Genomic DNA, 25533 nt, shown 5'->3' with positions numbered 1-25533 from the left:
AGGAGATTTAGAGGAGGTATATGGAAGTTTTATTAGAGTTTTTCAGGTTTTTAAAGCAGCGTAAACGCTACTGGCTTTGGCCTTTATGCATTGTACTGGTGCTGCTGGCTACCTTTTTGGTGATAGCCCAGGGTTCCGCTTTGGCACCGTTCATTTATTCCCTTTTTTAAGCCGAAATGTATATCCTAGGGATCTCTGCTTATTACCATGATAGTGCCGCTTGTTTAATTCAGGATGGCAATATCCTGTCGGCGGTACAGGAAGAGCGCTTCACCAGGATAAAAAATGATGCTGCTTTCCCCGAAAAAAGCATTAACTATTGCCTGCAGCAGGCGGGCATCAACCTAAACCGGGTAGACCATATTGTTTACTACGAGAAGCCATTTTTAAAATTCGAGCGCTTGCTCGAGACGCATCTGGCATTCGCGCCATTCAGCGTCGGGTCTTTTTTAAAGGCGATGCCTTTGTGGCTGAAGGAAAAGCTCTACTTTAAAAAAATGCTCACCAGAGCTTTGCAGCAAATTGAACCCGAATGGAAAAATAACGGCAATAATTTATTGTTTACCGAGCATCATCAATCGCACGCAGCATCAGCATTTTACCCTTCGCCTTTTACAAAGGCAGTAATTTTAACGGTTGATGGCGTAGGCGAGTGGGCTACAACATCCGTGAGCAAAGGCGATGGCAATACCATTCAAAACATCAGCAGTATCAATTTTCCGCATTCTATCGGGCTGCTTTATTCGGCATTTACTTATTATTTAGGCTTTAAAGTAAATTGCGATGAATATAAGGTGATGGGATTGGCCCCATATGGCAAACCGGTTTATACCGAGCTGATTTTGAAGGAACTGATCGATTTAAAAGAGGATGGCTCTTTCAGGCTAAACATGAAATACTTTAACTATGCCACCGGTTTAACCATGACGGCGGGCAGGTTTAATATATTATTCAAAAACCCACCGCGCGACCCTAAGGCTGAATTGACTGAATTTCATATGGATATGGCAGCATCCATACAGCAGGCTACGGAATATGTGATGCTGAAGCTAACTACCAGCCTGCATGAGCAATACCAGGAAGACAATTTATGCCTGGCAGGAGGTGTTGCGCTGAATTGTGTGGCGAATGGCAAGATCTTGAAGCAATCCGGTTTCAAAAATATCTGGATCCAGCCGGCAGCCGGGGATGCCGGTGGTGCTTTAGGCGCAGCATTGGCGGTTTATTATGAGCATTTAAAGCAGGATAGGATAGTGCAGCCACAGGACAGCATGCACAATGCCTTGCTTGGCCCGGAATATGTTGAGGATGAAATTAAGCAAGCTTTAGTAAAGCATGATTTGAAGTTTGAGCAATTGGCTGATGATGATTTGCATGCAGTAGTAGCCAACGAGATCGCAACCGGAAAAGTCATCGGTTATTTTATGGGGCGGATGGAATTTGGTCCGAGGGCATTGGGCGCAAGAAGTATTATTGCCGACCCGCGTAATGTGACCATGCAATCTGTCCTCAATAAAAAAATAAAGTTCCGGGAATCATTCAGGCCGTTCGCGCCTGCGGTTTTGGAGGGGCATGCCGATGAATATTTCGATCTGGGCGCGGCAAGTCCGTACATGCTGCTGGTTGGCAAGGTGCGTGAGGAAAAACGCAAGCCTGTTGCCGATGAAGTTGATTCAATGAAAAAAATAAACCAGGAACGCTCGGTGATACCTGCTGTTACCCACCTGGATTACTCCGCTCGCCTGCAAACTGTAAACGCGGATCAGCACCCCGACTTTTATGGATTGATCAATGCCTTCTACAAGCAAACCGGCTGCCCGATGGTCATTAACACCTCATTTAACCGTATGGATGAACCCATAGTTTGCACGCCGCAGGACGCGATTTTGTGTTTTTTGAATACGGAGATTGATATGTTAGTGGTAGGTGGTTTTTTGGTGAGGAAGTAGGGGGGGTAACTAATAATATAAAGCCATGTCATTGCGAGGATATGGTGGGAATGTACTCTGTGACCTTTGTGGTTAATCTTCAAACAAAATTCAAAAAAAATTTTAAACTAATTCAGGGTTTAAATCAACTAAACCTCCATTTCATACCCGATACCATTTTGTACTACTTTCCAGGTATAAAAAGCTGAAACTAAGCCGGTATTTATTGCGTTACTTTGTTGTAACCAATTATAAATCATGAGTACTTTATTAACCGATATGCCTGCCGGATTTGATTTTTCTGTAAGCGAAAATCAGCAGATGGTAGGGCAAATGGCAAAAGATTTTGCAGAGCGCTATATTAAACCACACGTAATGGAGTGGGATGAATCACAATATTTTCCAGTTGAACTTTTTAAGCAATTAGGCGAGTTGGGCATGATGGGCGTTTTAGTGCCCGAACAGTACGGCGGCTCGGGTTTCGGCTACCAGGAATATGTTACCGTAATTGTAGAGATCGCAAAAGTTTGCGGGTCGATAGGATTATCGGTTGCGGCACATAACTCATTATGCACAGGCCACATTTTAGCTTTTGCGAATGATGAGCAAAAACAACGCTGGCTGCCCAAACTGGCAGCTGCTGAGTGGATTGGCGCCTGGGGCTTAACCGAGGCCAATACCGGCAGCGATGCCTTAGGCATGATGACCACCGCTGTTTTAGATGGTGATGATTATGTGATCAACGGCTCCAAAAACTGGATCACACACGGAAAATCAAGCAATGTGGCTGTGGTGATGGTGCGTACAGGCGAGAAAGGCGATTCGCATGGGATCTCTGCCATTGTGATAGAAAAAGGTACGCCCGGTTTCACTCACGGTAAAAAAGAGAACAAATTAGGCATGCGTGCCTCTGAAACTACGGAATTGATATTTGACAATTGCCGCGTGCCTAAGGAAAATTTATTAGGAGTTGAAGGCGAAGGCTTTAAACAAGCCATGAAGGTATTGGACGGCGGACGGATCTCAATCGCAGCATTATCACTAGGCATTGCTAAAGGCGCTTTTGAGGCTGCTGTGGCGTATGCTAAGGAGCGCAAGCAATTCGGCCAGCCAATAGCTAACTTCCAGGGCATTGCCTTTAAACTGGCAGATATGGCCACCGAAATTGAAGCTGCCGAGCTATTAATTATGCAAGCTGCTGACCTGAAGAACAGGCATCTGCCTGTTACCAAGCAATCGGCAATGGCAAAATATTTTGCATCAGAGGTTGCTGTAAGAACCGCGACTGAAGCTGTACAAATCTTCGGCGGCTATGGCTACACCAAGGATTTCCCGGTAGAGAAATATTACCGCGATGCCAAGCTTTGCACCATAGGCGAGGGGACTTCGGAGATACAGAAAATTGTGATTAGTAGAGAAGTATTGAGATAAGATAGTCAAGTAATTAAAAATATAACCGCCGGGTCAAGCGTCTACGCTTGACCCTTGTTTTTGTTAGCGTTCACGCCAGCCGAAATCCTAAACTTAAATACAGGCATAAATAATCGAAAAGTTATTTAATAAATAAACTTTTACAACAGTGTTTTTTACTCTTCGCGTTAACCATTCACTAAATCAACAAATTACTTTCATATTCAAAATAAATCACTTACCTTTGCCCTCCCACGAAAGGAGGTATTTCAGGAACTATGATCATTATTAATGTAAAAGACGGCGAATCATTAGATAAAGCACTTAAACGCTTTAAAAAGAAATTCGAAAAAACAGGTGTTTTAAGAGAACTTCGCAGCCGCCAGGCATTCGAGAAAAAATCGATTACCCGTAGGCACGAAATAAAACACGCTATCTACAAGCAAAATATGAACGCTGAAACTGTGTAAATTTATTTTACAGTTTTTGCTAATTATATATTAAAACTATTTGTACATTCATATCCTGGATGTATAAATAGTTTTTATGTTTTTAGCCCGTTTTATTCAATATATTCAATTCGAAAAACGGTACTCCCCGCATACGGTATCTGCCTATCAGTCAGATCTGGATCAATTCATGCGCTTCCTGAACACCCCGGAAGAAACCATTACCCATCCTTCAGAAATTACCCATTACCTCATCCGAAACTGGATGGTAAGCATGATGAGTGACGAAATAACCGCGCGTTCCATCAACCGTAAAATAGCCACGCTGCGCAAATACTTTAAGTTTTTACTGCAGGAGGGTATTATCGGTCATAACCCGGCCTCCAAGATCATTGCCCCCAAAATCCCTAAAAACCTGCCGGTTGTGGTAGAAGATGCCAAACTGATGCAAATGCTGGATAGCGATGATACCTTCAGCCATGATTTTAAGGGTTTGCGCGATAAACTGGTGATCGAGGCCCTGTTTGGTACCGGCATGCGCCTTTCGGAATTATTGGGCGTAAAAGAAACAGATATTAATGTATACGAAGGCACCGTTAAAGTTTTAGGTAAACGCAACAAACAGAGGATTATACCTATAAATAACGAGCTGAAGCACCTGGTAGCCGAGTACCTGGAGTTAAAGAAAAATCAAAATTTTGATAACAATTCCCTAACATTAATCGTTACAGATAAAGGAGCGGATGCATATCCCAAGCTCGTATATTTAATAGTGCAGAAGTATCTATCTCACATATCAACCCAAAACAAAAAAAGCCCTCACGTGCTGAGGCACACATTTGCAACAACTTTACTTAACAACGGCGCCGACCTTAACGCCATTAAAGAACTTTTGGGCCATGCTAATCTGAGCGCAACCCAAATTTACACGCACAACTCTGTTGAGCGATTAAAGTCTATTTATAAACAAGCCCATCCAAAGGCATAAAAAGGAGGAATCATGAAAATTACAGTGCAATCTATTCGTTTTAACGCAGACAAGAAGTTGTTGGATTTTATTCAGAAGAAAGCTGATAAGCTGGATACCTTTCACGACCACATCATCAGTGGCGAGGTTTATTTAAAACTGGAAAATGTAGAAGATGAGGCCAATAAGATAACGGAGATTAAACTGTTGCTACCGGGCATAGCATTATTTGCCAAGGAGCAGTGCAAAAGCTTTGAAGAAGCTACCGACCTCGCGATTGAGAGCTTGCGCAAACAAATTGAAAAACAAAAACAAAAGAAATTTGCTGCTGCCGAAGCTGCTAAAAATGCGGTTTTAGCTGATAATGAGGACGATTTCTAAGCGAAATCAAATCCTATAAATTCAAAAAAATCGATGGCTTTTAAACCATCGATTTTTTTTTGATAAAATATTTTGATGGGCATTATTTATTTGTAAATTTGCAATCCCTTTTGGAGAGGTATGCAACGCACTATTTCACTTTAAGGGTTGGTTCTTTAAAATTAATAATCTTAAATAATTTAACCGGCAACTATCCGACGGTTCAGCAATGGACAAGGGAAAAGGAAAGGTAAATTTTAAGCCTCCTTAGCTCAGCTGGTAGAGCGACTGACTTGTAATCAGTAGGTCATTGGTTCGATCCCGATAGGAGGCTCTGTTTTTTCGGATTGTAATGTTTAGCTTCAACTTTTGAACATTAACGGTCCGGAATAACAAATGGGGGGATACCAGAGCGGTCAAATGGGACGGACTGTAAATCCGTTGCTTCGGCTACGAAGGTTCGAATCCTTCTCCCCCCACAGGTTTGTAGTTGGCAGTTACCGGTTGGCAGTAAGCGATAGCATACAGCAAACTGATAACTGCAAACTGCATTAAAAGCGGAAGTAGCTCAGTTGGTAGAGCGATAGCCTTCCAAGCTATAGGTCGCGAGTTCGAACCTCGTCTTCCGCTCAAAAAGGGAATGTCGGATTTCGAAATTTCGATTTCGGACTAAAGAAGGTGAAAGAGGCAGGGTGATAAGGGGTGACAATCCCAAATCAAAAATCCCACTCCGGAATCAAAAATAAGCCGACGTAGCTCAGGGGTAGAGCACTTCCTTGGTAAGGAAGAGGTCATGGGTTCAAATCCCATTGTTGGCTCACTTTATTTAAAGTATATAACAGAGAGTTTTTAAAGTATAATTAACCTACAAAAATTAAATATAAATCATGGCAAAAGAAAAGTTTGACCGCAGTAAGCCGCACTTAAACATCGGTACAATCGGTCACGTTGACCACGGTAAAACAACCCTTACCGCAGCTATTACTAAAGTATTATCTGATAAAGGGTTTTCAGAAGCTCGTTCATTCGATTCAATCGATTCAGCTCCTGAAGAAAAAGAGCGTGGTATCACTATCAACACTGCTCACGTTGAGTATTCAACTGCTAACCGTCACTATGCACACGTTGACTGTCCGGGTCACGCGGATTATGTGAAAAACATGGTTACAGGTGCTGCTCAGATGGACGGTGCAATCATCGTGGTTGCTGCTACAGACGGCCCGATGCCACAAACTCGTGAGCACATCTTGTTAGCTCGCCAGGTAGGTGTGCCTTCATTAGTTGTATTCATGAATAAAGTGGATATGGTTGATGATCCTGAATTGTTAGAATTAGTTGAAATGGAGATCCGTGAGTTATTATCATTCTATGATTTCCCGGGTGACGATATTCCAGTTATCCAGGGTTCAGCTTTAGGTGGCTTAAATGCTGATCCTAAATGGGTTGAAAAAATTATGGAATTAATGGATGCTGTAGATTCATACATCCCTATTCCTCCGCGTTTAACTGATCTTCCTTTCCTTATGCCTGTTGAGGACGTATTCTCGATCACTGGTCGTGGTACTGTTGCAACTGGCCGTATCGAGCGTGGCGTTATCAATACTGGTGACCCTGTAGATATCTTAGGTATGGGTGCTGAGAACTTAAAATCAACCTGTACTGGTGTTGAGATGTTCCGTAAGATCCTTGACCGTGGCGAAGCTGGTGACAACGTAGGTTTATTGTTACGTGGTATTGAAAAAACTGATATCCGTCGTGGTATGGTTATTTGCAAACCAGGTTCAGTAACTCCGCACACTAACTTCAAAGCAGAAGTTTACGTGTTATCAAAAGCAGAAGGTGGCCGTCACACGCCGTTCTTCAACAAATACCGCCCGCAATTCTATTTCCGTACTACTGACGTTACAGGTGAGATCACTTTAGCTGAAGGTGTAGAAATGGTTATGCCAGGTGATAACGTTACAATCACTGTAAATTTGATTAACGCTATCGCAATGGAAAAAGGCTTACGTTTCGCTATCCGTGAAGGTGGCAGAACAGTAGGTGCTGGTCAGGTAACTGAAATCTTAAAATAAAACCTTACGCTCTGTTTAAGCAGAGAATAAGTTAGGTTAATATACAGCAAAGTACTTAGCAAAACTGCTAAGTACTTTGTTACTATAACAAAGTGATGAAATACATCGCTTAACAAAAGGGATACACGGGAATAGTTCAACGGTAGAATAGAGGTCTCCAAAACCTTTGATCAGGGTTCGAATCCTTGTTCCCGTGCATAAAAAATACGATATGGCTAACGTAGGTGAATATATAAAGGAATCATACATCGAGCTAACCGAAAAGGTTACCTGGCCAACCTGGCGCGAGCTGCAAAGCAGTGCTATATTAGTGTTGGTGGCAACGGTTATTATCGCTTTGGTAGTTTTTGGTATGGACCAATTGATTGGTTTCTTATTAAGAAGTTTTTATAGTTCACTGGGTTAATATATAGATATAAATGAGCGATCAATTAAAGTGGTATGTAGTACGTGCCATAAGTGGTAAAGAAAAAAAGGTAAAGACGTATATTGAGGCTGAAATAAACCGTTTGGGTATAACGCACCTGATCCCTCAGATACTGATCCCTACCGAAAAGTATTACCAGATGCGCGACGGAAAGAAAATAGCTAAGGAGCGTAACTACTTTCCGGGTTATGTGTTGATGGAAGCCCAGTTAGATGGCGAAATTGAACATGTAATAAAAAACATAAACAGCGTAATAGGTTTCCTGGGCGATAAAGCCGGAAACGCTATCCCGCTTCGCCAGGCAGAAGTTAACCGTATTTTAGGTAAGGTTGACGAAATGACAGCACAGGGTGAAACCATGAATGTGCCTTATTATGTTGGCGAGAACGTAAAAGTAATGGACGGACCTTTCAACGGCTTTAGCGGTGTGATTGAGGAAGTTAACGAAGAGAAAAAGAAACTGAAGGTAATGGTAAAAATATTCGGGCGCCGTACGCCGCTTGAATTGAATTACATGCAGGTAGAGAAAGAATAGTATTTAGTAGCCAGAATCAGGTAGCAATATTACTTGGTCGGGTACTAATAAAGATAATGGGTGAGAGGAAAGGTAAAAAGTCTAAATACTTGATACTAAATACTTGATACCAGATTAAAAGAATGTTACATAGCTTCCACTTACTAACATTGAGTAACAATTAAAGTAAACAAAAAATGGCAAAAGAAGTCGGTGCGATGGTTAAACTACAAGTGAAGGGCGGCGCTGCAAATCCATCTCCACCAATTGGCCCTGCATTGGGTGCAAAAGGTGTGAATATTATGGAGTTTTGCAAGCAGTTCAACGCACGTACCCAGGACAAACCTGGTAAAGTGTTGCCTGTAGTTATTACTGTTTATGTTGACAAGTCATTCGATTTTATCATCAAAACCCCTCCTGTAGCAATCCAGTTAATGGAAGTAACAGGTTTAAAAAGTGGTTCTGCTGAGCCTAACCGTAAAAAAGTTGCCAGTGTAAACTGGGATCAGGTTGAGACTATAGCAAAGGATAAAATGACTGACCTGAACGCGTTCACAGTTGAATCAGCCATGAAAATGGTGGCAGGTACTGCCCGCAGTATGGGAATAACCGTATCAGGTACGGCTCCCTGGAATTAATTAAATTTATACAAATCAGTTTAAGACAGTGGCAAGATTAACAAAAAATCAAAAAGCGGCACTCTCCAAAATTGAGGCTAATAAATCGTATTCATTACAAGATGCAACAGCTTTAGTAAAAGATATTACTAATACTAAATTTGATTCATCAGTTGATATAGATGTACGTTTAGGTGTTGACCCCCGTAAAGCCAATCAAATGGTACGCGGTATAGCAACATTGCCTCATGGAACCGGAAAAACTGTACGTGTGTTGGTGCTTTGTACTCCTGATAAGGAACAAGAAGCAAAAGACGCAGGTGCGGATTTCGTAGGTTTGGATGATTACATTGCCAAGATTGAAGGTGGATGGACTGACGTTGATATTATCATCACTATGCCTAGTGTTATGGCAAAAGTAGGTCGTTTAGGTCGTATTTTAGGCCCGCGTAACCTTATGCCTAACCCTAAATCAGGAACAGTAACGCCAGAAGTTGGTAAAGCTGTAACTGATGTAAAAGGTGGTAAAATTGACTTCAAGGTTGATAAAACCGGCATCATCCATGCCTCAATAGGAAAAGTATCTTTCCCTGCTGATAAGATTTATGAGAACGCATTAGAAGTATTGCAGGTTATCTCTAAATTAAAACCTTCATCAGCAAAAGGAACATATTTTAAAAGTATTCACGTTTCGTCAACAATGTCACCAGGAATTGCAGTTGAAACCAAAACAGTAGCGGGGATTTAATCATGAATAAAGAAGAAAAATACGACTTAGTTCTTGCCCTTACTGAACAAATGAAAGAGTATGGTAATTTTTATATTACTGATACTTCAAATTTGACGGTTGCAAAAGTGAATGACATCCGTCGCCAGTGTTTCGAAAACGAGATCACCATGCAGGTAACTAAAAATAGCTTAATTAAAAAAGCTATGGATAATATCGAAGGTGATTTTGCTCCATTATATGATGTATTAAAAGGTTCATCATCAATCCTTTTCTCAAAATCAGCAACTGCTCCGGCAAAGTTGATCAAGAAATTAAGGAAAAAAGGTGATAAACCAGTTTTAAAAGCAGCATATATTGATGCATCGTTATTCATCGGCGATAACCAATTAGATACTTTGATCAACTTAAAATCAAAAGAACAATTGGTTGGCGAGATTATCGGACTATTGCAATCACCAGCGAAGAACGTTATTTCTGCACTGCAGTCAGGCGGAAATATATTGGCAGGTGTTGTGAAAACATTACAAGAAAGAGGTTAACGGAACACCTGAAGTTTCGAATTAAACAAAAAGCATTAAAAGTAAAAAATAAATAAAATGGCGGATTTAAAAGCGTTTGCTGAACAGTTAGTAAACTTAACAGTAAAAGAAGTTAACGAATTAGCTCAGATCTTGAAAGATGAGTATGGCATTGAGCCTGCTGCTGCAGCTGTTGCTGTTGCTGCTGCTCCAGCTGGTGGCGATGACGCTCCTGCTGCTGCTGCTGAGCAAACTGCATTTGACGTTATCCTGAAAGAAGCAGGTGGCTCAAAATTAGCAGTTGTTAAATTAGTAAAAGACCTTACCGGCCTTGGTTTGAAAGAAGCTAAAGACTTAGTTGATGGTGCACCTAAAGAAGTTAAAACCGGTGTAACTAAAGAAGAAGCTGAATCTTTGAAAAAACAATTAGAAGAAGCCGGAGCGGTAGTTGAGGTTAAATAATTTAACCCGATACACAATAGCATCAGACTCCGACCGTTTTTGGTCGGGGTCTATTGCTGTTTATAATGGTTTAGACATGAGATATTAGATTTGAGAAATGAGGTTTTTGCGCTAAGCTCAAAGATTTTATTCTTATCTCACATCTCACATCTCAATACTCACATCTACTTAAGTTTATTAATAAACTAAAATTATAATCCCTTGGCAAACCAAAATAATCAAAGAGTAAACTTTGCAACCAGCAGAAAGGTACTTGATTACCCCGATTTTCTGGATGTGCAGTTGCAATCTTTCCAGGAATTTTTTCAATTAGAAACTACTTCAGACAACCGCTACAAAGAGGGCTTGTTTAAAGTGTTTGCCGAAAACTTTCCGATTTCAGATTCAAGAAACATATTCGTTTTAGAATTTCTTGACTACTTTATTGATCCGCCACGTTATGATATACAAGAGTGTATCGAACGCGGATTAACTTACAGCGTGCCTTTAAAAGCAAAGCTTCGCCTGTCATGTAATGACGAGGAGCACGAAGATTTTGAAACGATTGTACAGGACGTGTATTTGGGAACTATCCCTTACATGACGCCTAAAGGTACTTTTGTTATCAATGGCGCCGAGCGTGTAATTGTATCGCAGTTACACCGTTCACCAGGTGTGTTCTTTGGCCAAAGCCGCCACACTAACGGTACAAAATTATACTCTGCCCGTGTTATCCCTTTTAAAGGATCATGGATAGAGTTTGCTACAGACGTTAATAACGTGATGTATGCTTATATCGACCGTAAAAAGAAATTCCCGGTTACTACTTTATTACGTGCTATCGGTTATGATTCTGATAAAGACATATTAGAATTATTTGAACTGGCTGACGAGGTAAAAGTAAGTAAATCTGGTCTTAAAAAATTCATCGGCCGTAAGCTTGCCGCAAGGGTGCTTAAAAAATGGGTTGAGGATTTTGTGGATGAAGATACCGGTGAAGTTGTTTCAATCGACCGTAACGAGATCATTCTGGAGCGTGAAACCGTGCTTGAAGATGACCATATTGATATGATCATTGATGCAGGTGTAAAAACCATCATCCTGAACAAGGAAGATGCAGCTACCAGCGGTGACTACACTATCATATACAATACTTTACAAAAAGATACTTCAAACTCTGAGAAAGAAGCGGTTGAGCACATCTACCGCCAGTTACGTAACGCTGAACCACCTGATGAGGAAACTGCACGTGGTATCATCGATCGTTTATTTTTCTCGGATAAACGTTATGACCTGGGTGATGTTGGTCGTTACCGCATCAACCGTAAGTTAAAACTAAGTACTTCTGAAGATACTAAGGTTTTAACTAAACAGGATATCATCGCGATAGTAAAATACCTGATCAAATTGATCAACTCAAAAGCTGAGGTGGATGATATTGATCACTTGTCAAACCGTCGTGTACGTACCGTAGGTGAGCAGTTATATGCTCAATTCGGTGTAGGTTTAGCGCGTATGGCCCGTACCATCCGTGAGCGTATGAACATTCGTGATAACGAGGTGTTCACACCAACCGACCTGATCAACGCGCGTACTTTATCATCAGTGATCAACTCTTTCTTCGGAACAAACCAGTTGTCACAGTTTATGGACCAAACCAATCCACTGGCAGAGATTACGCACAAGCGTCGTCTGTCAGCCCTTGGCCCCGGTGGCCTGTCACGTGAGCGTGCAGGTTTTGAAGTTCGTGACGTACACTACACCCACTACGGCAGGTTATGTACCATCGAAACTCCGGAAGGACCGAACATTGGTTTAATTTCATCACTTTGCGTACACGCCAAGATCAATAACCTGGGCTTCATCGAAACACCATACAAACGTGTGGTTGACGGTGTAGTATCAATGGATGAGCCGGTTGTTTACTTATCTGCTGAAGATGAAGATGGTAAAACCATCGGACAGGCTAACGCGGTTTATGATGATAAAGGGGTATTCAGTACACCGCGTGTAAAAGCACGTTTTGAAGGTGACTTCCCGATCATCGAGCCTGAAAGACTTGATTATATGGACATTGCGCCAAACCAGATCACTTCTATCGCGGCTTCATTAATTCCGTTCCTGGAACATGATGATGCTAACCGTGCATTGATGGGATCAAACATGCAACGCCAGGCTGTACCATTATTACGCCCAGAAGCGCCAATTGTTGGTACTGGTTTGGAAGGACGTGTTGCTAAAGACTCTCGTACCCTGATCAATGCTGAAGGTAATGGTGTTGTTGAGTATGTGGATGCTAACGAGATCCGTATTAAATACGACCGTGACGAGCTTGACCGTTTGGTTTCATTCGATGGCGACTCTAAGAGCTACCGTTTAACCAAGTTCAAGAAAACGAACCAAAGCACTACCATGAACTTAAAGCCGATTGTTAAAAAAGGCCAGCGAGTTGAAAAAGGTGAGGTACTTTGCGAAGGTTATGCTACCCAAAATGGTGAGCTTGCCTTGGGCCGTAACTTAAAAGTAGCGTTCATGCCCTGGCAGGGATATAACTTTGAGGATGCGATCGTGATCTCGGAGCGCGTAGTTTCACAGGATATATTCACTTCACTACACGTTGAAGAATTTGAACTGGAAGTACGTGATACCAAACGTGGCGAGGAAGAATTGACACCGGATATCCCTAACGTATCAGAAGAAGCTACTAAAGACCTTGACGAAGACGGTATCATCCGTGTTGGTGCCGAGGTTAAAGAAGGCGATATTTTGATCGGTAAGATCACTCCAAAAGGTGAGTCAGACCCTTCACCGGAAGAAAAATTATTACGTGCCATATTTGGTGATAAAGCAGGTGACGTTAAAGATGCGTCTTTAAAAACTCCTCCTTCAATTGCCGGTGTGGTTATCGATACCAAATTGTTCTCACGTGCTAAGAAAACTACTAAGGCAGAAGAAAAAGCACAGTTAGAAAGATTGGATAACAAACATGATAAAGCTGTTAAAGAGCTTAAAAATACGCTGATCGAAAAATTATTCGAGATTGTGAATGGTAAAACATCACAAGGTGTATACAATGTTTACAAAGAGTTACAGGTTGCTAAAGGTGTTAAATTCACTCAAAAAATCCTGGTTGAGCTTAATTATGATAATATTAACCCAACTAAATGGACAACTGATGATGATAAAAACGACCAGATAAAACTGCTTCTTCATAACTACAACATCAAGGTTAACGAGGAATTAGGTGCTTATCGTCGTGATAAATTCGCTATCAGTGTGGGTGATGAGCTGCCATCAGGTATCGTGCAAATGGCTAAAGTTTACATCGCTAAAAAGCGTAAGCTTAAGGTGGGTGATAAAATGGCAGGCCGCCACGGTAACAAGGGTATTGTGGCACGTATTGTACGTGACGAGGACATGCCTTTCCTGGAGGACGGAACACCGGTTGATATTGTGCTGAACCCGCTGGGTGTACCTTCACGTATGAACTTAGGGCAGATCTACGAAACAGTATTAGGATGGGCTGGTAAAGAGCTTGGTATTAAATTCGCTACCCCGATTTTTGATGGTGCAAGCCATGAAGAAGTGGAAGAGTGGATCAAGAAAGCCAACTTACCTGAATCAGGCCGTACTTACTTATACAATGGTTTAACAGGTGATCGTTTCGATCAGCAGACTACAGTAGGTATCATCTACATGCTGAAATTAGGCCACATGGTTGATGATAAGATGCACGCGCGTTCAATCGGGCCATACTCATTAATTACACAACAACCATTGGGCGGTAAAGCCCAGTTCGGTGGCCAGCGTTTTGGTGAGATGGAAGTTTGGGCACTGGAAGCATTCGGTGCAGCAAACATCTTGCAAGAGATATTGACCGTTAAATCTGATGATGTTATCGGCCGCGCTAAAACTTACGAGGCTATTGTTAAAGGTGAAAACCTGCCAACTCCTTCAGTTCCGGAATCATTCAACGTATTGGTTCACGAATTAAGAGGTTTAGGTTTGGATATCACATTAGAATAAGGATAAAGTTTAAAGTTGAAAGTTTAAAGCGAGAGCTACTTTCAACTTTAAGCCTTTAACTTTTAACTTTAAAACAAAGGAGACTATGTCTTATAAAAAGGATAATAAAATCAAAAGTAATTTCACCACCATCACCATCAGCTTAGCCTCACCTGAGTCTATCCTGGAGCGTTCAAGTGGCGAAGTTTTAAAACCGGAAACCATTAACTACAGAACTTACAAACCTGAACGTGATGGTTTGTTTTGTGAGCGTATTTTCGGTCCGGTAAAAGATTATGAGTGCCATTGCGGTAAATACAAACGTATCCGTTATAAAGGTATTGTTTGCGACCGTTGCGGTGTTGAAGTAACTGAAAAGAAAGTACGTCGTGAGCGTATGGGCCACATCAACCTGGTGGTGCCTGTTGCGCACATCTGGTACTTCCGTTCATTACCAAACAAAATTGGTTACCTGTTAGGCTTACCTACTAAAAGATTAGACTTGATCATTTACTACGAACGTTATGTAGTAATACAAGCCGGTATCAAGGAAGCTGACGGTATCAACAAAATGGATTTCCTTACTGAAGAAGAATACCTGGATGTTTTGGATACCCTTCCAAAAGAAAACCAGTATTTGGATGATAAGGATCCGCAGAAATTCGTAGCTAAAATGGGCGCCGAAGCTTTAGAAGAGCTTTTAAAACGCCTTGACCTTGACGAGCTTTCTTTTAGCTTACGTCACCAGGCAGCTAACGAAACTTCTCAACAACGTAAAAACGAAGCTTTAAAACGTTTACAGGTTGTTGAAGCTTTCCGCGATTCAAAAAACAGGATCGAAAATAACCCTGAGTGGATGATCGTTAAGATCGTTCCGGTTATCCCGCCTGAATTACGCCCGTTAGTTCCATTGGAAGGCGGCCGTTTCGCAACTTCAGATTTGAATGATTTATACCGTCGTGTAATTATCCGTAATAACCGTTTAAAACGTTTGATCGAGATTAAAGCGCCGGAAGTTATTTTACGTAACGAAAAACGTATGTTGCAGGAAGCTGTAGATTCGTTATTCGATAACTCACGTAAAGTAAACGCCGTTAAAACTGAAGGTAACCGTGCTTTGAAATCACTTTCAGACATCCTGAAAGGTAAACAAGGCCGTTTCCGTCAAAACTTATTAGGTAAACGTGTGGATTATTCAGCACGTTCGGTAATTGTTGTAGGTCCAAACCTTAAATTACACGAGTGCGGTTTACCAAAAGATATGGCTGCTGAATTATTCAAACCATTTATCATCCGTAAGATGATTGAGCGTGGTGTGGTTAAAACAGTAAAATCTGCCAAAAAGATCGTTGACCGTAAAGACCCATTAGTTTGGGATATATTAGAGAATGTATTAAAAGGGCACCCTGTATTACTAAACCGTGCGCCTACTTTGCACAGGTTAGGTATCCAGTCGTTCCAGCCAAAATTGGTTGAAGGTAAAGCTATCCAGTTACACCCGTTAACTTGTACAGCCTTCAACGCGGATTTTGACGGTGACCAGATGGCCGTTCACGTACCACTTGGTAACGCGGCAATCTTGGAAGCCCAAATTTTGATGCTTGCATCGCACAACATCCTTAACCCTGCTAACGGTACGCCAATTACTGTACCTTCGCAAGACATGGTACTTGGTTTGTACTACATAACCAAAGGCCGTAAAACAGAAGAAGGACACATTGTAAAAGGTTCAGGCTTAACTTTCTATTCTGCTGAAGAAGTTATTATCGCTTACAACGAGAAAAAACTTGACCTGCACGCGTTTATCAAGGTGAAAGCCAAAGTTAAAGAACGTGACGGCAGCATTGTAAGCAAAATTATTGATACCACTGTAGGCCGCGTATTGTTCAATCAGCACGTGCCTGAAGAAGTTGGTTATATCAATGAATTGCTTAACCAAAAAATCACTTACGTGATATTATTGGTGAAGTAGTTAAAAATACCGGTATGGCACGCGCTGCCCAGTTCCTTGATGATATTAAGGAATTAGGTTTCAAAATGGCATTCCAGGGTGGTTTATCATTTAACCTGAAGGATATAAACATCCCTGCACAAAAAGTTACGCTTATTGAGCAGGCTTCGAAAGAAGTTGAAGAGGTTATGGGTAACTATAACATGGGTTTCATCACCAACAACGAGCGTTACAACCAGATCATCGATATCTGGACACGTATCAACAACCGCTTAACAGCGAATGTAATGGAGATCTTGTCAACAGACAACCAGGGCTTCAACTCAGTATACATGATGCTTGATTCCGGTGCACGTGGTTCTAAAGAGCAGATTCGTCAGCTTGCAGGTATGCGTGGTTTGATGGCGAAACCTCAAAAATCAGGTTCAGGTGGCGAGATCATTGAAAACCCGATCCTTTCAAACTTTAAAGAAGGTTTATCGGTATTGGAATACTTCATCTCTACCCACGGTGCGCGTAAAGGTTTGGCGGATACAGCGTTAAAAACTGCAGATGCTGGTTACTTAACCCGTAGGTTGCATGACGTTGCCCAGGATATGATTGTAGGTGAAGAAGATTGCGGTACTTTAAGAGGTATATACACAACCGCCCTTAAAGATAACGAGGATATTGTTGAGCCATTACACGAGCGTATATTAGGCCGTACTGCCCTGAATGATGTTTATGACCCTATCTCTAACGAATTGTTAGTAGCTGCAGGCCATGACATCACTGAAGAAATTTCAAAAACTATCGAAAACTCTCCGTTAGAGGGTATCGAGATCCGTTCGGTATTAACTTGCGAAAGCAAACGCGGTGTTTGTGCTTTATGCTACGGACGTAACCTTGCAAGCGGTAAACGCGTGCAACGTGGCGAGGCTGTTGGTGTAATTGCAGCACAGTCTATCGGTGAGCCGGGTACACAGTTAACATTGCGTACATTCCACGTGGGTGGTACCGCATCTAACATCGCTGCTGAATCGCAGATCAATGCAAGGTTTGATGGTATTATCGAATTTGAAAACGTTCGTACAGTACAATACAAAACTGCAGAAGACGGACCGGTTGAGGTGGTATTAGGCCGTTCAGGTGAGTTCCGTATTGTAGAAGAAGGAACCAATAAGGTGATTGTAACTAACAATATCCCTTACGGCGCTTACTTATATGTGAAAGACGGAAGCAAGATCACTAAAGGCGACCGTATCTGTTCATGGGATCCGTACAATGCGGTAATCATCTCTGAATTTGCAGGTACAACCCAGTTTGAGGCTGTATTGGAAGGTATTACTTTCCGTGAAGAATCAGACGAGCAAACAGGTCACCGCGAAAAAGTAATTATCGATACCAGAGATAAAACCAAGAACCCGGTTATACAGGTTGTTGAAAAAGGTAACGTTATCAAAGGTTATAACATCCCGGTAGGCGCCCACATCGCAGTTGATGAAGGCGAGAAACTACAAACAGGACAAGTTATTGCCAAGATTCCGCGTTCAACCGGAAAAACAAGGGATATTACAGGTGGTTTACCACGTGTAACCGAGTTATTCGAAGCACGTAACCCATCAAACCCTGCGGTTGTTACCGAGATTGATGGTGTGGTAACCTTAGGCGGCGTTAAACGTGGTAACCGCGAAATGACCATTGAATCAAAAGATGGCCAGATCAAGAAATACCTTGTTCCATTGTCAAAACACATCCTTGTACAGGATAATGACTTTGTGAAAGCCGGTATGCCATTGTCTGACGGTTCTATCTCTCCTGCCGACATACTGGCTATTAAAGGCCCTGCTGCGGTACAGGAATACTTAGTGAATGGTATACAGGAAGTTTACCGTTTACAAGGTGTGAAGATCAATGATAAGCACTTCGAGGTTATTGTTCACCAAATGATGCAGAAAGTATCAATTGAGGATGCCGGCGATACTACGTTCCTTGAAAAAGAAGCGGTTGACAGCTGGGATTTCATGATTGAGAATGACGAAATTTTCGATAAGAAAGTTGTTGTTGAACCAGGTGATTCTGCCAATGTAAAAGCAGGGCAAATTATATCTGTTAGAAAACTTCGCGACGAAAACTCCATCTTAAAACGTAAAGATTTAAGGTTAGTTGAAGTTAGGGATGCTATCGCAGCTACATCAAGCCCGATATTACAAGGTATTACAAGAGCGTCATTAGGTACCAAGTCGTTTATATCGGCAGCATCGTTCCAGGAAACTACCAAAGTACTGAACGAAGCAGCGATTGCAGGTAAAAAAGACAACATGCTCGGCCTGAAAGAAAACGTAATTGTTGGTCACTTAATTCCATCAGGAACAGGTTTACGCGCATATGAAAATATCCGCGTAGGTTCTCAGGAAGAATTCGACCGTTTAATGGCTTCAAAAACAGAAGAAGTAGAAGCATAAGCATTAAACAAATAAATTTAAAGCCTGCCAGTGATAACTGGCAGGCTTTTTTATTGATAATACAATTGTTACATTTTATACAAAAGCTTTTGAATAGCCCTTATGAACTGATTTATATCTCAAATCTTTAATATACACTAAGTCTATATACAATAAATATTATAAAATCGCTTCGGTAAACGGAAAGGCTTTGTTATTTTCGCAGGATGGAAGAGCAAAATGAAAATCAGTTAAGTATAGAGCTTTCAGAAGAAATATCTGAGGGGATCTATTCTAACCTGGCTATTATTACGCACTCAAGTTCGGAGTTTGTGCTTGATTTTATTCGTGTAATGCCTGGTGTACCAAAAGCTAAAGTAAAATCAAGGATCATATTAACGCCGGAGCATGCAAAGCGCTTACTATCTGCATTATCTGATAACGTAGATAAATTTGAGGCGGCAAACGGACGTATCAAAACTCAACAGGAACCTTCCGGCTTTCCTATGAATTTTGGCGGAACTGTGGGCCAGGCTTAACGATGGAAGAAAAAGTACATATAGTTGAGCATCAATATAAAATAACCCGCGCCGAGCGCGAACACATTAACGGGCATAAAGCCGTATGCGTATGGTTTACAGGTTTATCCGGTTCGGGCAAAAGTACGCTTGCCAGTTATTTGGAAGAAGAACTCCATAAAAAAGGCCATAAAACTTATGTCCTTGATGGGGATAATATCCGCAAAGGTTTAAGCAAGGATCTTACTTTTACTGAAAAAGACCGCGACGAAAACCTTAGACGCATAGCCGAAGTAGCTAAACTAATGTGTGATGCCGGCATAATTGTGATTGCTGCGTTTGTTAGCCCTTTTATACATGAAAGGGATATGCTGCGCAATATTATTGGCGATCTGTACCATGAAGTTTATGTAGATACGCCGCTGGAAATTTGTGAACAACGGGATATAAAAGGCCTTTATAAAAAGGCAAGGCGCGGAGAAATTGCTAACTTTACCGGAATTGGTTCACCTTACGAACCACCTTTAACTGCCGAGGTCCGTGTGCAAACCAAAGACCTGCCGATTAGTCAATCGGCTAATGTAGTCTTGGAATATATTTTACCCAAAATACAGCTATTAATTAATAATAATGTCTAAACATTACCTTACCCATCTTCAGGAGCTTGAATCAGAAGCTATATATGTTATCAGGGAGGTTGTCGCTCAGTTTGACAGGCCCGCTATATTGTTTTCTGGTGGAAAAGATTCGATTGTGGTAACGCATTTAGCCCGCAAGGCTTTTTATCCGGCACGTATTCCCATGCCACTTATTCATATTGATACCGGCCATAATTTTATCGAAACCATGGAGTTTCGCGATAATTTAGTTGATGAATTAGGCATCCAGCTAATCGTAGGTTCAGTTCAGCAAGCTATTGATAAAGGCCGTGCAGTTGAAGAGCAGGGTATGAATGCCAGCAGGAACGAGTTACAAATCGTATCCCTATTAGATGCGATAGAAGAACATAAAATTGATGCCGCAATCGGTGGCGCCCGCCGTGATGAGGAAAAGGCCCGGGCAAAGGAACGTTTCTTCTCGCACCGTGATGATTTTGGCCAATGGGATCCTAAAAACCAACGCCCTGAGCTTTGGAATATATTCAATGGCCGTAAACGCATGGGCGAGCACTTCAGGGTGTTTCCGATCAGTAACTGGACCGAAATGGATGTTTGGAATTATATCCTGCATGAAAATATCCCGATACCATCATTATACTTTGCACACGAACGCGAAGCAGTTTACAGGGATAATACATGGCTGCCAAATTCGGAGTTTTTAGTGCTGCGCGAAGGTGAAAAGATCGAAAAGAAATTGATGCGTTTCCGAACGCTAGGCGATATTACCATTACCGGTGGTATTGAATCGGATGCGGATACGCTGGAAAAAATTGTTGCTGAAATATCGGCAACAAGAAGTACCGAACGCGGTAACCGCAGCGACGATAAACGCTCGGACACCTCGATGGAAGACAGGAAAAAACAAGGATATTTTTAAGCTATACTATAGCTTTAGCACAATATAAATGGAAATGGAATTATTGCGTTTTACAACTGCCGGTAGTGTTGATGATGGAAAGAGCACACTGATAGGCCGTTTGTTATATGACTCAAAATCAATATTTGAGGATCAGATTGAAGCTGTAAAAAAATCAAGTGAACGTAAGGGACTGGCGCATGTCGACCTCTCGTTGCTTACTGACGGGCTTCGCTCTGAACGGGAGCAGGGTATTACTATTGATGTAGCTTATCGCTATTTCGCTACCCCAAAACGCAAATTTATTATTGCCGATACCCCGGGGCATATTCAGTATACCCGTAACATGGTTACTGGTGCATCTACCGCCAATCTGGCTTTAATTTTGGTTGATGCCCGCCATGGCGTTATTGAGCAAACCCGTCGACACTCTTTCATCGCGTCGTTGCTAAAAATTCCGCATGTAATTGTGTGTATCAATAAAATGGATTTGGTTAATTACTCCGAAGAAGCTTACAATAAAGTTGTTGAACAGTATGAGGATTTGGCTAGTAATTTAGATATAAGCGATATAAGATTTATACCAATCAGCGCCTTAAACGGTGATAACGTGGTTAACCGCTCTGAAAATATGGACTGGTATACCGGCTCAAGTCTGTTGAATACACTTGAAACCATCCATATCAGCAGCGATCAAAACCACTTGGATGCACGTTTCCCGGTACAAACCGTTATTCGCCCGCACCAGGATGAATATCATGATTATCGTGCCTACGCAGGCAGGGTAGCAGGAGGAGTTTTTCGCCCGGGTGATGAGGTTACCATTTTACCATCAGGTTTAACATCTAAAATTAAATCTATCACAACCTTTGATGGTGATATTGAAGAAGCATTTTCGCCAATGTCAGTCTCCATCAATTTAGAAGATGATGTTGATGTTAGCCGAGGTGATATGATCGTTAAAAGCGATAACCTGCCAGAAGTTGGGCAGGACTTGGATGTATTATTGTGCTGGATGGCAGCCAAACCACCAAGGCCGGGCGCCAAGTATTATTTAAAAAGTACCACCAATGAGGTTATGGCAATCATAAAGGAGGTGATCTACAAGGTTGACATCAATACAATGGGCCAACTGGAAAATGATGTCAATATTAAAATGAACGATATGGCTCGTGTGCGATTACGCACAACCCGCCCTTTAGTATACGATGAGTACCGTAAAAACCGTATTACTGGTTCCTTGATACTGGTAGATGATGCCACAAACGAGACCGTCGCAGCGGGTACAATACATGCCTGATTATAAGCAAATTTAATATAGTGATCTTTTTTGTGTGAAAAAGTGTTTTTTTATATATTTAAAAAGATTAATAAATATTAGTGTGTAATTTTTATTAATCTTTTTAAATATGATACTTTTATTTAAAGAATAACAAATATTATTAGATTTGCATATAGTATATGAAAAGAAAAATCGATTGGTCAGTCATTTTGTTATTGATAGCTTTTGGCGCAGTTTTAGTATCTTCATCTTGTTCTTCTATAAAAAACGTCAAATACTTTACAGATATTCCGGATACAGCTAAAGAGCATATGCTAGCCAATGTTGTTTATGTTGATCCTCTTATTCAACCGGACGATATTTTATCTATATATGTTCAAACGGTAGATCCTACTGCCACGCAGGTTATTACATTAGGAAATATACAATCTTCGGCAGTTGGCTCAACAACTGCCGGTGGTACCGGGTCGCAAACAGTTAATGGCTATTTGGTTGATAAAAGCGGATATATTGAAATGCCTGTTTTAGGAAAGCTAAAAGTACAAGGCCTAACTACAGAACAAGCAAGAAATTTAATAAGGGATAAAGCTTCACGGTTTTACAAAGATCCGTCGGTAAATGTGCGGTTTGCTAATTTCAGGATAACTGTATTGGGTGAGGTTGTAAAACCAGCTACCTATGTAGTTGCCAATGAAAAAATAACCATACTTGATGCCTTGGGTTTAGCCGGTGATTTAACAATTTATGGCCGAAGAGATAACTTACTATTGATCAGGACTTATGACGATGGCAGAAGAGAAACGGTTAGGCTTGACCTAACAAAAAGTGACGTGTTAAACTCTCCATATTACTATCTTCGTCAAAATGACTATATTTATGTAGAGCCTCTTAAAGCTAAAGTTGTATCATCGGATGCCATTCAGAACAGGAATATATCCATCGTTACTGCAATCGGAGCATCTTTAATTTCCGTACTTGCAATTCTTCTTAGTACTAATAAACTCTAAAAATGTCTCAAGCATCTGAAAATATCCCCTTGCAGAATACAGACGAGGATTTGATTGACATAAAAGGCATCCTTGCAAAGATTATAAGCAATTGGATATTGTTTTTAATTAGTGTTGTTTTTTGTTTAGCCTTAGCCGTATTATATGTTAAGTACGCTTCTCGCGAATGGCATGTTTCAAGTAAGATTTTAGTTGAAGATGAAAAAAATGGAGGGTCTTCAGCCATCAGTGGTGATTTAAATTCGGATATAAGCTCGGTATTTAATGTTAAAAGTAGTGCTGATAATGAGGTGCAGATATTAAAATCAAGAAGTTTAATGACGAATGTTGTTAAATTAATGAATTTAAATATAAGAACTTTTAATAAATCAAATTTAAAAGCAATTGAAATATACCAGGACGCACCCTTCACTGTTTCTATTCAATATAAAGCAGATACCCTGTTGCAAAGAAATTATACAATAAAAATAATTGATAAAAATCGCTTTGAAATAAGTAATAGTGATGACGATGTAAATTTAAAAGGCAGCTTTGGCCAACCGGTTAAATTAAGACAATACAATATTACCCTTCAAAAAACCAATTTGTTTGCTCCTCGTGGAATTTATGGAATTTCTATTGAGTCGGTAGATGCAGCAATAGATGAGTTTTCTCAAGTTTTTTCAGCTACATTGTCTGATAAGCAGTCTACTACAATTGACTTATCATTTAGCTATCCTCAGCCTGATAAAGGCGAAGCCATATTAAATGCTTTAATGAAGCAGTACCTTTTATCGAATTTACAGAATAAGGTAGAGATCGCTGATAGTACAATGGCTTTTATCAATAAGGAAATTGATATTGTATTTAATGGGTTAAATGGTACTGAAAAACAATTTGAGCAGTATAAAGAAGAGAATAACATAGCTGATATTGTAGAACAATCAAAAGCATTAATTACAAACTCAAGTGATTATAATGATAAACTGAGCCAGGAAAATATCCAACTCTCTGTTGTAGATAATTTAGAGAAAATATTAAATAACCCTAATAATAAGCAAATAATTCCAAGTGGCCTGGTTATAAATAATGCAGATCCTTCTTTTGGACAATCTATAGATTCCTATAATCAGCTTGTATTGGAAAGGGATAAAGCAAGCCTGTCTTACACAGATAGTAACCCTGTAATTCAAAATTATAATAGCCAGTTAGCCACATCACGTGTTAATTTATTGCGTACATTAAATGCTTACAGGAATAGCTTGCTTGTTGCAAAAAACCAATTAGATAAACAAAACGGAACATTTAACGGGCAATTAAAGGAAATGCCATCTAAGCAACGGGTCTATTTAGATTTTCAGCGCCAGCAACAATTAAAGCAAGAATTATATTTGTTTTTACTTCAAAAACGTGAAGAAACAGCAATATCAAAAACATCTACTATTTCCAGTTCACGGATTATTGATTACGCTAAAAGTGACTTTTCACCATTTAAACCTAAAGGATCTTTAATTTATTTAGTTGGTTTGTTAGTGGGATTAATTATCCCGGGCGCTTACTTGGCAATTAAAGAATTATTGAATATAAGAATTAACACAAAAGCTGACATTGAGAAACTTACTTCCATATCTATAATAGGTGAAATTAGCCATAATAAAGATGGAAATAGCTTGATTGTAACAAATAATTCCAGGTCTGTGATATCAGAACAATTTAGAAGTTTGAGAACAAATTTACAATATGCACTTAACTCTTCTAAATCAAATGTTTTGTTATTTACTTCCAGCATGAGTGGTGAGGGTAAATCATTTTTATCACTCAACTTAGGTAGTGCTTTGGCTTTAACTGATAAAAAGGTAATTTTTATGGAGTTAGACCTTCGCAAGCCTAAACTTTCTGAAAATATGGGATTGGATAATTCTGATGGGTTTACCAATTATATTGTTTCTGATTCTATGGATTTTAAAAGAATAATAAAGCCTACATGGTTCAGTAAAAATTGTTTTATTATTTCTTCGGGTCCTATACCACCTAACCCTTCTGAATTATTGATTAACGGTAAATTAGAACAATTGATTAATGAGTTAAAAAAGGAATATGATTTTATTATAATGGATTGTGCTCCGATAGGATTGGTTACCGACGCTTTATTGCTTGAACGATTTGCTGATGTCACTTTTTATGTCGTAAGGCAAAATTATACCTATAAGTCTCAGTTAAATATTGCAAATGACATTAAAAATAATAAAAAGGTTAAAAATCTTTATCTATTGGTAAATGACATTAAGGCTCAAGGTGGCGGTTATTCATCCTATGGGCAAGGTTATGGTTATGGTTACGGATATGGTGAATATAATAATAATAATGATAAGCAGGATATTTTCTACAAAAAATGGGTTAAAAGATCATAAACCTGT

General features: G+C 40.4%; 20 protein-coding genes, 5 tRNA genes and 1 pseudogene. All 26 read left to right on the top strand.

Annotated features, from left to right (window positions below; genetic code table 11):
• The first annotated feature begins 20 nt into the window (after positions 1 to 20).
• The 26 genes and pseudogenes from ACYZ0U_RS16095 (at position 21) to ACYZ0U_RS15970 (ending at position 25527) form a co-directional block, all read left to right on the top strand.
• Positions 21 to 170 (top strand): DUF5989 family protein, encoded by a 150-nt coding sequence (locus tag ACYZ0U_RS16095; protein ID WP_174236938.1) that lies wholly within the window; start codon positions 21 to 23, stop codon positions 168 to 170.
• Between the two features lie 6 nt (positions 171 to 176).
• The gene (locus ACYZ0U_RS16090; protein ID WP_461453553.1) at positions 177 to 1949 is read left to right on the top strand and encodes a carbamoyltransferase family protein; all 1773 of its coding nucleotides are present in this window, start codon (positions 177 to 179) and stop codon (positions 1947 to 1949) included.
• A 258-nt stretch (positions 1950 to 2207) separates the two neighbouring features.
• Entirely contained in the window at positions 2208 to 3359 is a 1152-nt protein-coding gene (locus ACYZ0U_RS16085; RefSeq protein WP_461453722.1) for an acyl-CoA dehydrogenase, read from the top strand.
• Between the two features lie 257 nt (positions 3360 to 3616).
• Positions 3617 to 3808, top strand: a complete 192-nt coding sequence (gene rpsU / locus ACYZ0U_RS16080) for a 30S ribosomal protein S21 (RefSeq protein ID WP_158995420.1) — start codon at positions 3617 to 3619, stop codon at positions 3806 to 3808.
• A gap of 76 nt (positions 3809 to 3884) precedes the next feature.
• A complete protein-coding gene (locus ACYZ0U_RS16075) occupies positions 3885 to 4775 on the top strand; it encodes a tyrosine-type recombinase/integrase (RefSeq protein WP_461453552.1) in 891 nt (296 codons plus the stop codon).
• A 12-nt stretch (positions 4776 to 4787) separates the two neighbouring features.
• Entirely contained in the window at positions 4788 to 5135 is a 348-nt protein-coding gene (hpf, locus tag ACYZ0U_RS16070) for a ribosome hibernation-promoting factor, HPF/YfiA family (RefSeq protein ID WP_461453551.1), read from the top strand.
• Between the two features lie 240 nt (positions 5136 to 5375).
• A tRNA-Thr gene (locus ACYZ0U_RS16065) sits at positions 5376 to 5448 on the top strand.
• A 64-nt stretch (positions 5449 to 5512) separates the two neighbouring features.
• Positions 5513 to 5593 (top strand) — tRNA-Tyr (locus ACYZ0U_RS16060).
• A gap of 78 nt (positions 5594 to 5671) precedes the next feature.
• Positions 5672 to 5744: transfer RNA gene (locus ACYZ0U_RS16055), tRNA-Gly, on the top strand.
• 116 nt (positions 5745 to 5860) lie between these two features.
• Positions 5861 to 5932 (top strand) — tRNA-Thr (locus ACYZ0U_RS16050).
• Between the two features lie 69 nt (positions 5933 to 6001).
• Positions 6002 to 7189: an elongation factor Tu gene (gene tuf, locus ACYZ0U_RS16045; protein ID WP_461453550.1), complete on the top strand. Its 1188-nt coding sequence runs from the start codon at positions 6002 to 6004 to the stop codon at positions 7187 to 7189.
• 125 nt (positions 7190 to 7314) lie between these two features.
• Positions 7315 to 7385: transfer RNA gene (locus ACYZ0U_RS16040), tRNA-Trp, on the top strand.
• Between the two features lie 15 nt (positions 7386 to 7400).
• The gene (gene secE, locus ACYZ0U_RS16035; RefSeq protein WP_461453720.1) at positions 7401 to 7595 is read left to right on the top strand and encodes a preprotein translocase subunit SecE; all 195 of its coding nucleotides are present in this window, start codon (positions 7401 to 7403) and stop codon (positions 7593 to 7595) included.
• Positions 7596 to 7608: 13 nt separating this feature from the next.
• Positions 7609 to 8151 carry a transcription termination/antitermination protein NusG gene (gene nusG / locus ACYZ0U_RS16030; RefSeq protein ID WP_158995425.1) on the top strand — a complete coding sequence of 181 codons (543 nt, stop codon included), beginning with the start codon at positions 7609 to 7611 and terminating at the stop codon, positions 8149 to 8151.
• A 176-nt stretch (positions 8152 to 8327) separates the two neighbouring features.
• Complete coding sequence (gene rplK / locus ACYZ0U_RS16025) at positions 8328 to 8768, top strand: 50S ribosomal protein L11 (RefSeq protein WP_461453549.1); 441 nt, start codon at positions 8328 to 8330, stop codon at positions 8766 to 8768.
• A 28-nt stretch (positions 8769 to 8796) separates the two neighbouring features.
• The gene (gene rplA / locus ACYZ0U_RS16020; RefSeq protein ID WP_179415333.1) at positions 8797 to 9495 is read left to right on the top strand and encodes a 50S ribosomal protein L1; all 699 of its coding nucleotides are present in this window, start codon (positions 8797 to 8799) and stop codon (positions 9493 to 9495) included.
• Between the two features lie 2 nt (positions 9496 to 9497).
• Positions 9498 to 10016 (top strand): 50S ribosomal protein L10, encoded by a 519-nt coding sequence (gene rplJ, locus ACYZ0U_RS16015; protein ID WP_461453548.1) that lies wholly within the window; start codon positions 9498 to 9500, stop codon positions 10014 to 10016.
• 57 nt (positions 10017 to 10073) lie between these two features.
• Complete coding sequence (rplL, locus tag ACYZ0U_RS16010; RefSeq protein ID WP_158995429.1) at positions 10074 to 10457, top strand: 50S ribosomal protein L7/L12; 384 nt, start codon at positions 10074 to 10076, stop codon at positions 10455 to 10457.
• A 201-nt stretch (positions 10458 to 10658) separates the two neighbouring features.
• Complete coding sequence (rpoB, locus tag ACYZ0U_RS16005) at positions 10659 to 14462, top strand: DNA-directed RNA polymerase subunit beta (RefSeq protein ID WP_461453547.1); 3804 nt, start codon at positions 10659 to 10661, stop codon at positions 14460 to 14462.
• A gap of 85 nt (positions 14463 to 14547) precedes the next feature.
• Positions 14548 to 18836: pseudogene (gene rpoC, locus ACYZ0U_RS16000) on the top strand (DNA-directed RNA polymerase subunit beta').
• Between the two features lie 206 nt (positions 18837 to 19042).
• Complete coding sequence (locus tag ACYZ0U_RS15995; protein WP_461453546.1) at positions 19043 to 19354, top strand: DUF3467 domain-containing protein; 312 nt, start codon at positions 19043 to 19045, stop codon at positions 19352 to 19354.
• Positions 19355 to 19356: 2 nt separating this feature from the next.
• Positions 19357 to 19971 (top strand): adenylyl-sulfate kinase, encoded by a 615-nt coding sequence (cysC, locus tag ACYZ0U_RS15990; RefSeq protein ID WP_461453545.1) that lies wholly within the window; start codon positions 19357 to 19359, stop codon positions 19969 to 19971.
• Positions 19964 to 20869: a sulfate adenylyltransferase subunit CysD gene (cysD, locus tag ACYZ0U_RS15985; protein ID WP_461453544.1), complete on the top strand. Its 906-nt coding sequence runs from the start codon at positions 19964 to 19966 to the stop codon at positions 20867 to 20869. Before cysC ends, cysD begins: the two co-directional genes overlap by 8 nt.
• Before the next feature lie 34 nt (positions 20870 to 20903).
• The gene (cysN, locus tag ACYZ0U_RS15980) at positions 20904 to 22148 is read left to right on the top strand and encodes a sulfate adenylyltransferase subunit CysN (protein WP_461453543.1); all 1245 of its coding nucleotides are present in this window, start codon (positions 20904 to 20906) and stop codon (positions 22146 to 22148) included.
• 161 nt (positions 22149 to 22309) lie between these two features.
• On the top strand, positions 22310 to 23137 hold the full coding sequence (locus tag ACYZ0U_RS15975; protein ID WP_461453542.1) for a polysaccharide biosynthesis/export family protein: 828 nt from the start codon (positions 22310 to 22312) through the stop codon (positions 23135 to 23137).
• 2 nt (positions 23138 to 23139) lie between these two features.
• Complete coding sequence (locus ACYZ0U_RS15970) at positions 23140 to 25527, top strand: GumC family protein (RefSeq protein WP_461453541.1); 2388 nt, start codon at positions 23140 to 23142, stop codon at positions 25525 to 25527.
• Positions 25528 to 25533 lie beyond the last annotated feature (6 nt).

It is taken from the genome of Mucilaginibacter sp. (assembly GCF_965225845.1).
Lineage (GTDB): Bacteria > Bacteroidota > Bacteroidia > Sphingobacteriales > Sphingobacteriaceae > Mucilaginibacter.
The sequence above is the reverse complement of the archived record's forward strand: the minus strand, read 5'-3'. Positions and strand labels throughout refer to the sequence as shown.

What these genes read in the sequence shown, in the direction of transcription:
- ACYZ0U_RS15970 (WP_461453541.1), top strand. Translation starts at nt 23,140, where the DNA reads ATGTCTCAAGCATCTGAAAATATCCCCTTGCAGAATACAGACGAGGAT.
- ACYZ0U_RS16075 (WP_461453552.1), top strand. Translation starts at nt 3,885, where the DNA reads ATGTTTTTAGCCCGTTTTATTCAATATATTCAATTCGAAAAACGGTAC.
- ACYZ0U_RS16095 (WP_174236938.1), top strand. Translation starts at nt 21, where the DNA reads ATGGAAGTTTTATTAGAGTTTTTCAGGTTTTTAAAGCAGCGTAAACGC.
- rplJ (WP_461453548.1), top strand. Translation starts at nt 9,498, where the DNA reads ATGAATAAAGAAGAAAAATACGACTTAGTTCTTGCCCTTACTGAACAA.
- cysN (WP_461453543.1), top strand. Translation starts at nt 20,904, where the DNA reads ATGGAATTATTGCGTTTTACAACTGCCGGTAGTGTTGATGATGGAAAG.
- ACYZ0U_RS16085 (WP_461453722.1), top strand. Translation starts at nt 2,208, where the DNA reads ATGCCTGCCGGATTTGATTTTTCTGTAAGCGAAAATCAGCAGATGGTA.
- ACYZ0U_RS15995 (WP_461453546.1), top strand. Translation starts at nt 19,043, where the DNA reads ATGGAAGAGCAAAATGAAAATCAGTTAAGTATAGAGCTTTCAGAAGAA.
- hpf (WP_461453551.1), top strand. Translation starts at nt 4,788, where the DNA reads ATGAAAATTACAGTGCAATCTATTCGTTTTAACGCAGACAAGAAGTTG.
- rplK (WP_461453549.1), top strand. Translation starts at nt 8,328, where the DNA reads ATGGCAAAAGAAGTCGGTGCGATGGTTAAACTACAAGTGAAGGGCGGC.
- ACYZ0U_RS15975 (WP_461453542.1), top strand. Translation starts at nt 22,310, where the DNA reads ATGAAAAGAAAAATCGATTGGTCAGTCATTTTGTTATTGATAGCTTTT.
- secE (WP_461453720.1), top strand. Translation starts at nt 7,401, where the DNA reads ATGGCTAACGTAGGTGAATATATAAAGGAATCATACATCGAGCTAACC.
- cysC (WP_461453545.1), top strand. Translation starts at nt 19,357, where the DNA reads ATGGAAGAAAAAGTACATATAGTTGAGCATCAATATAAAATAACCCGC.
- ACYZ0U_RS16090 (WP_461453553.1), top strand. Translation starts at nt 177, where the DNA reads ATGTATATCCTAGGGATCTCTGCTTATTACCATGATAGTGCCGCTTGT.
- rplL (WP_158995429.1), top strand. Translation starts at nt 10,074, where the DNA reads ATGGCGGATTTAAAAGCGTTTGCTGAACAGTTAGTAAACTTAACAGTA.
- nusG (WP_158995425.1), top strand. Translation starts at nt 7,609, where the DNA reads ATGAGCGATCAATTAAAGTGGTATGTAGTACGTGCCATAAGTGGTAAA.
- rpsU (WP_158995420.1), top strand. Translation starts at nt 3,617, where the DNA reads ATGATCATTATTAATGTAAAAGACGGCGAATCATTAGATAAAGCACTT.
- cysD (WP_461453544.1), top strand. Translation starts at nt 19,964, where the DNA reads ATGTCTAAACATTACCTTACCCATCTTCAGGAGCTTGAATCAGAAGCT.
- tuf (WP_461453550.1), top strand. Translation starts at nt 6,002, where the DNA reads ATGGCAAAAGAAAAGTTTGACCGCAGTAAGCCGCACTTAAACATCGGT.